Origin of the sequence: Rhodobaculum claviforme (assembly GCF_016653255.1) — a bacterium.
Lineage (GTDB): Bacteria > Pseudomonadota > Alphaproteobacteria > Rhodobacterales > Rhodobacteraceae > Rhodobaculum > Rhodobaculum claviforme.
On record NZ_NHSD01000311.1, the window covers coordinates 1 to 6210 of the forward strand.

The 6210-nt window shown below is 70.1% G+C and carries 4 protein-coding genes; 2 read left to right on the forward strand and 2 right to left on the reverse strand.

Annotated features, from left to right (window positions below; genetic code table 11):
* Nucleotides 1-1621 (forward strand): ATP-binding protein (locus tag CCR87_RS14870; protein WP_242512054.1); only part of this gene is annotated, 1621 nt, incomplete at its 5' end.
* Nucleotides 1622-1684: 63 nt separating this feature from the next.
* Nucleotides 1685-2623, forward strand: coding sequence for a FliM/FliN family flagellar motor switch protein (locus tag CCR87_RS14875; RefSeq protein WP_207186661.1), 939 nt, complete (start codon nt 1685-1687; stop codon nt 2621-2623).
* Between the two features lie 758 nt (nt 2624-3381).
* Here CCR87_RS14875 and gltA read toward each other — a convergent pair.
* A complete protein-coding gene (gltA, locus tag CCR87_RS14880; RefSeq protein WP_201158325.1) occupies nt 3382-4677 on the reverse strand; it encodes a citrate synthase in 1296 nt (431 codons plus the stop codon).
* A gap of 105 nt (nt 4678-4782) precedes the next feature.
* The gene (gene gltX, locus CCR87_RS14885; RefSeq protein WP_201158326.1) at nt 4783-6195 is read right to left on the reverse strand and encodes a glutamate--tRNA ligase; all 1413 of its coding nucleotides are present in this window, start codon (nt 6193-6195) and stop codon (nt 4783-4785) included.
* Between the last annotated feature and the right edge of the window lie 15 nt (nt 6196-6210).

The window sequence follows — 6210 nt, forward strand, 5'->3', positions numbered from 1 at the left end:
GTCGGGGGCGCAGGGTGGGGATGTGCGCGGGCTGGTGCTGGGCAGCCGGCGGCTGTCGATCGCGGTGGTCCTGGGATTTGGCTATGTCTATTATCAGCTTACGGGGGGATCCACCGCGCTCGCGGCGATCGGGCTGATCGCGTTCGTGGGCATGGCGCAGGCGCTGCCCGCGCTGATGGGGGCGCTGTTCTGGCGCGGCGCGAACCGGGTGGGGGCGGCGGCGGGGCTGCTTACGGGCTTTGGCGTATGGCTCTATGCGCTGTTCCTGCCCAGCTTCGGGCCCGGGGTGTTGATGTCGGCGCAGCTTCTGGCCGAGGGGCCGGCGGGGATTTCCTGGCTGCGCCCGCAGGCGCTGTTCGGCGTCGACGGGGTGGACCCCTTGATGCATGCGCTGGTGTGGTCGCTGGCGCTCAATGTGCTGGCGTTCGTGGCGGGCTCGCTCGTGGCGTTCCCCACGCCGCTGGAGCGGGTGCAGGGCGCGCAGTTCGTCAACGTCTTCGACATCCAGACCAGCGCGCGCGGCTGGAGCCGCAACGCCGCCGAGGCCGAGGACCTGCTGGTGCTCGCGCAGCGCATCCTGGGCACGCCCGAGGCGCAGGCGTTCTTCCAGGCCGCCGCCACCGCGCAGGGCAAGGCGGGCTACCTGCCCGACACCACGCCCGATTTCCTGGAGCGGCTGGAGCGCCGGCTGGCGGGATCGGTGGGGGCGGCGACCGCGCATGCGATGATTGCCCAGATCGTGGGCAGCAGCACCGTTTCCGTCGAGGATCTGATGGCGGTGGCCTCCGAGACGGCCCAGATCATGGAATACTCCAGCCAGCTTGAGGCCAAGTCCGGGGAGCTGGCCCGGACCGCCCGGCAGTTGCGCGAGGCCAACGACATGCTGACGAAGCTTTCGGTCCAGAAGGACGCCTTCCTGTCGCAGATCAGCCACGAGCTGCGCACGCCCATGACCTCGATCCGCGCGTTTTCCGAGATCCTGAAGGACACCGGCGATCTGTCGCCCGACGAGGCGCGCAAATACGCCGGTATCATCCAGGACGAGGCGATCCGGCTGACGCGCCTTCTGGACGATCTTCTGGACCTGTCGGTGCTGGAGGCGGGCCGGGTGCAGCTCAAGCCCGAGGCCGCCAGCCTGCATGCGCTGCTCGAGCGGGCGATCATCGCCTCCGGGTCGGTCGCGCCGGGGCGGGGAATGAGTTTCGACCGCGACCCCGACGCCGAGGCGGTCGCGCTGGAGACCGACGCCGGGCGGCTGTCGCAGGTGTTCATCAATGTGCTGTCGAACGCGCGCAAGTACTGCGACGCGGAGCGTCCGCGCATGACCATCCGCGTGCGCGAGGATGGCGCGATGGTGGCGGTGGATTTCATCGACAACGGTTCGGGCATCGCGCGAAAGAGCCAGGCGCTGATCTTCGAGAAGTTCGCCCGGCTGACCGACCAGATGCAGGCCGGGGGGGCGGGTCTCGGCCTCGCGATCTGCCGGGAGATCATGCACAACCTGGGCGGCGAGATATCCTATGTGCCGGGGCAGGGCGGGGCGGCGTTCCGCGTGAGCTTTCCGCGCGTGCTGCCGCCGCAGCCCGAGGATGCCACTGACGCGCCCGAGGACGCGGGGTAACCCGATCTTCACCCTGAGGCGTCAGGACTGGACCGCAAGGTTCTGATGGCGAAGGGGACGGCCATGGCGGTGGGTGATGCGGCAGCGGGCATCAAGGTTCTGCGGCGCAAGGCGGCGGGCGGCCGGGCGCTGCCGCCCGATCATCCCGAACCGCGTGCGCCGCGCGCACTGCGCCGCGCCCTTGCCCGCGCCGCGCAGGCCGATTGCGGCCTTGCGCTGGCCGTGACGGAGGTGCGGCTGGCCGAGGTGTCGCTGGCGGAGTTGCTGGAGCAGCCCGAACCCCGCGCCCTGCTGGCCGTGCTGGAGGGGCCGGGCGACCGGCTGGGCTTCCTTGCGCTGGGGCCCGCGCCGCTGGCGGGCATCATCGAACAGCAGACCACCGGAGCCGTGGGCCGTACGGAGGTGGTGGCGCGCAGGCCCACGCGGACCGACGCCGCGATGTGCGCGGGCCTGATCGACCATGCCATGACGGAGCTGGAGCTGGGCCTTGCGGGGACGGCGGACCTCGGCTGGGCCGGGGGGTTCCGGTATGCGTCGTTCCTGGACGACCCCCGCCCGCTGGGTCTGCTGCTGGAGGATGTCGGGTACCGCGTGCTGACGGCGCAGCTCGATGTGGCCGGCGGCGCGCGTCAGGGCAGCCTGTTGCTGGCGCTGCCCGCCGCCGATCCGCGCCGACGTGCGGTGCCGACCGCGCAGGGGGGCGCGCCGACCACGGAGCGCGCCTCGGCGGAGCGGGTCTGGCGTGCCGACCTCGACCGGACCGTGATGGCCAGCCCCGCGAGCCTGCAGGCGGTGCTCGGGCGCCTTCGGATGCCGCTTGCCGCGGCGCTGGCGTGGAAGCCGGGGGATTTCGTGGTGCTGTCGCAGGCCACGCTCGACGGGGTGACGCTGGAGGGGCCGGGGGGCAAGCGCTTTGTCCGTGCCCGGCTGGGCCAGTGCGGTGGCCACCGCGCGCTGCGCCTGCCGTGCGATCCCGTGCCCCCCACCGATGACGAGGAGTGACGGCGCTCCCTGTGATGGCGCTTTCAGGTGCCTGCGGGCGCCGCTTCATCGGCGTGGGTGGCGCATCCATGGGGCGTTTCAAGCCGGGGCGGTCGGCGGTGGGGCCTGGCTGATCCAGTGGCAGATGCGGTGGGCGTGCCATGCCACAGGCGGTGCGACACCAGCCTGTCGCACTAGGGTGCAACGCCTTCGGCGGCATGCGCGTGTCGGGAATGAAAGCCGCGCTCTCGTCGCATCGAGACGGCGTGACGCCGCGCGCGGAGCCTTGGCGAGAGGTGATTGTTTCAGACGCGATGCCCCTGCCGCGTGACATGCGCTGCAAGGAGGGGGGATCGCGCATGGATATGGGCGAGGGAGGGTCGCGGCTGCCGGCCTCTGTGCGCCTGGGTCGAGGCTGTGGGCGGGGATGCTGCGGTTCGCGCCTGTGCACCGTGCGTCCGGCGGTGCGCCAAGGCTCGGCGCGGGCGGTCCTGGGGAGCGACGTCAGGGCCAATGCCCAGACCCCTGCGCGACCTGAGCCGTGGCTGCATGTCCAGAAGCGATGAATGGGGGTCACGCCGGGCAGGCGGCGATGGAGGGTCGGCCGTGCGCCGTGATCCGGACGGCCCGGGGCCCCCGGTCGCGGGTCGGGGCGCCCGGCGGGGGCTGTCCGGTGGAACGACGTGCGCCCGGCCCCCCGTCGGGGTCCGGGCGCAGCGCGAAGCGGCAGGCGTCGGTTGCGGGACCTGCCGCGCCCACAGGGAGCGCGGCAGGTTCGGTTAACGGTTTTCGACTTCGACGTATCCCCGGCGCGTCGGGCCGACATAGAGCTGGCGCGGGCGGCCGATCTTCTGGCTGGGGTCGGCGATCATTTCCTTCCACTGCGAAATCCAGCCCACCGTGCGCGACAGCGCAAAGATCGGGGTGAACATCGAGGTGGGGAAGCCCATCGCCTCCAGGATGATGCCGGAATAGAAATCGACATTGGGATAGAGCTTCTTGGAGACGAAGTACTCGTCCTCCAGCGCGATGCGCTCCAGCTCCTTGGCGACCTGGAGGGTTTCGTTGTTCTCGATCCCCAGAAGCCCCAGAACCTCGTCGGCGGACTGTTTCATCACCTTGGCGCGCGGGTCGAAGTTCTTGTAGACCCGGTGGCCGAAGCCCATCAGGCGGAACGGGTCGTCCTTGTCCTTGGCGCGGCGGATGAATTCGGGGATGCGGTCGACGGTGCCGATCTCGCGCAGCATCTCGAGGCAGGCCTGGTTGGCGCCACCATGCGCGGGCCCCCACAGGCAGGCGATGCCGGCCGAGATGCAGGCGAACGGGTTGGCGCCCGACGAGCCCGCCAGCCGCACGGTCGAGGTTGACGCGTTCTGCTCGTGGTCGGCGTGCAGGGTCATGATCCGGTCCATGGCACGCGCCAGGATCGGGTTGACCTCGTAATCCTCGGCCGGGACGGCGAAGCACATGCGCAGGAAGTTCGACGCGTAATCCAGGTCGTTGCGCGGATACACGAAGGGCTGGCCGACGGAGTACTTGTAGGCCCAGGCGGCGATGGTGGGCATCTTGGCGATCATGCGGATCGCCGCGACCTCACGCTGCCACGGATCGCCGATGTCGGTCGAATCGTGATAGAACGCCGACATCGCACCCACGACTCCGACCATGATCGCCATGGGATGGGCGTCGCGCCGGAAGCCGCGGAAGAAGTACTGCATCTGCTCGTGCAGCATCGTGTGGCGGGTCACGCGGACCTCGAAGTCCTCCAGCTGCTCGGCGGTGGGCAGGTCACCGTAGAGCAGCAGGTAGCAGACCTCGAGGAAGTGCGATTTCTCGGCCAGATCGTCGATGGAATAGCCGCGATAGAGCAGCACGCCTTCGTCGCCATCGATGTAGGTGATGGTGCTTTCGCACGATGCGGTGGAGGTGAACCCCGGATCGTAGGTGAACACGTCACCTTCGGCATAGAGCTTGCGGATGTCGATGACGTCCGGGCCCACGGTGGGCGAGTGCATGGGCAGTTCGACCGTCTTGCCCCGAATATGCAGCGTGGCCTTCGATTCGTTGTCGAGCATCGCGATCCCTCTCCCGATCGGCGGCCGCGTCATCGGCGCCGTATGTCGTGGCCGGAGACCCGGTCGTCCCGGATCGTCCGTGTACAGCGCCGCGCGGTCCTGCCCTCAGGCGGCGGCGTCGGCGATGCGGGCCAGTGTTTCATCGCGCCCGATCACCAGCATCATGTCGAAGACACTGGGAGTCACCGAACGCCCCGCCAGCGCCGCCCGCAGCGGCTGTGCCAGTTTGCCCAGACCCAGGCCGTGATCTTCGGCCACGGCCTTGACCGCCGCCTCCAAATCCTCTCGCTGCCAATTAACATTATGCAGGCGCGGCGTCAATTCCCGCAGTATACTGCGGGATACATCATCGAGGGCCTTCGCCGCCTTCTCATCGGGGACGATCGGCCGGTCGGTCAGCACGAAGTGTGCCTTTTCAATGAGCTCCGGCAGGGTCCTGGCGCGCTCGCGCAGGCTGGGCAGGGCCCGCGCCAACCCGTCCCGCCGGGCGTCGGTCAGCGGTGCGGCGCCGGTGGCGGCCAGCCATGCATCCAGATCGTGCAGCACCGCGGCATCGGGGGCGGTGGCCAGATGCTGGCCCGACAGGTGGTCGAGCTTGCGGAAGTCCAGCCGCGCCGGCGCGCGGTTGATGCCCGGCAGGTCGAACCACGCCAGCGCATCGGTGTCGGTGAAGAACTCCGCGTCGCCATGGCTCCAGCCCAGCCGCGCGAGGTAGTTGCGCAGCGCCGCGGGCGGATAGCCCATGCGGCGGTATTCATCGATCCCGAGCGCGCCGTGGCGCTTCGACAGCTTCTTGCCGTCGGGGCCGTGGATCAGCGGGATATGCGCGAACACCGGCACATCCCAGCCCATGGCGCGATAGACCAGTGTCTGGCGGGCAGCGTTGTTGAGGTGGTCGTCGCCCCGGATCACATGCGTCACGCCCATGTCGTGGTCGTCCACCACCACCGCGAGCATGTAGGTCGGCGTGCCGTCCGCGCGCAGCAGCACCATGTCGTCGAGGTGATCGTTGCGGAACGCGACCCGGCCCTGCACCGCGTCCTCGATCACCGTCTCGCCGTCGCGGGGGGCCTTGAGGCGGATCACGAAGGGGGCGTCGGGGTGGGTGTCGGCGGGCGCGTCGCGCCAGGGGCTGTCGAAGAGGGTGGTCTTGCCCTCGGCCCGGGCGGTCTCGCGCGCGGCCTCGATCTGTTCGGGGGTCGCGAAGCACTTGTAGGCGGTCCCAGCGGCCAGCATGGCGCGGGCGACCTCGGCGTGGCGGGCGGCGCCCTCGGCCTGGCTGGTGGCCTCGCCGTCCCAGTCGAGGCCGAGCCAGGTCAGCCCGTCGAGGATCGCCGCCGTCGCTTCGGGCGTCGAGCGGGCGCGGTCGGTGTCCTCGATCCGCAGCAGGAAGGCGCCGCCGCGTCCGCGGGCATAGAGCCAGTTGAACAGCGCCGTGCGGGCCCCGCCAATGTGCAGGAACCCGGTGGGTGACGGGGCGAAGCGGGTGACGATGCGGGCGGCGTCGGGTGCGGACATGGGGCCTCTGGGGTT

Bases quoted from the DNA above. Each gene is read 5' to 3' on its own strand.
- CCR87_RS14875 (WP_207186661.1), top strand. From the start codon at position 1,685: ATGGCGGTGGGTGATGCGGCAGCGGGCATCAAGGTTCTGCGGCGCAAG.
- gltA (WP_201158325.1), bottom strand. From the start codon at position 4,677: ATGCTCGACAACGAATCGAAGGCCACGCTGCATATTCGGGGCAAGACG.
- gltX (WP_201158326.1), bottom strand. From the start codon at position 6,195: ATGTCCGCACCCGACGCCGCCCGCATCGTCACCCGCTTCGCCCCGTCA.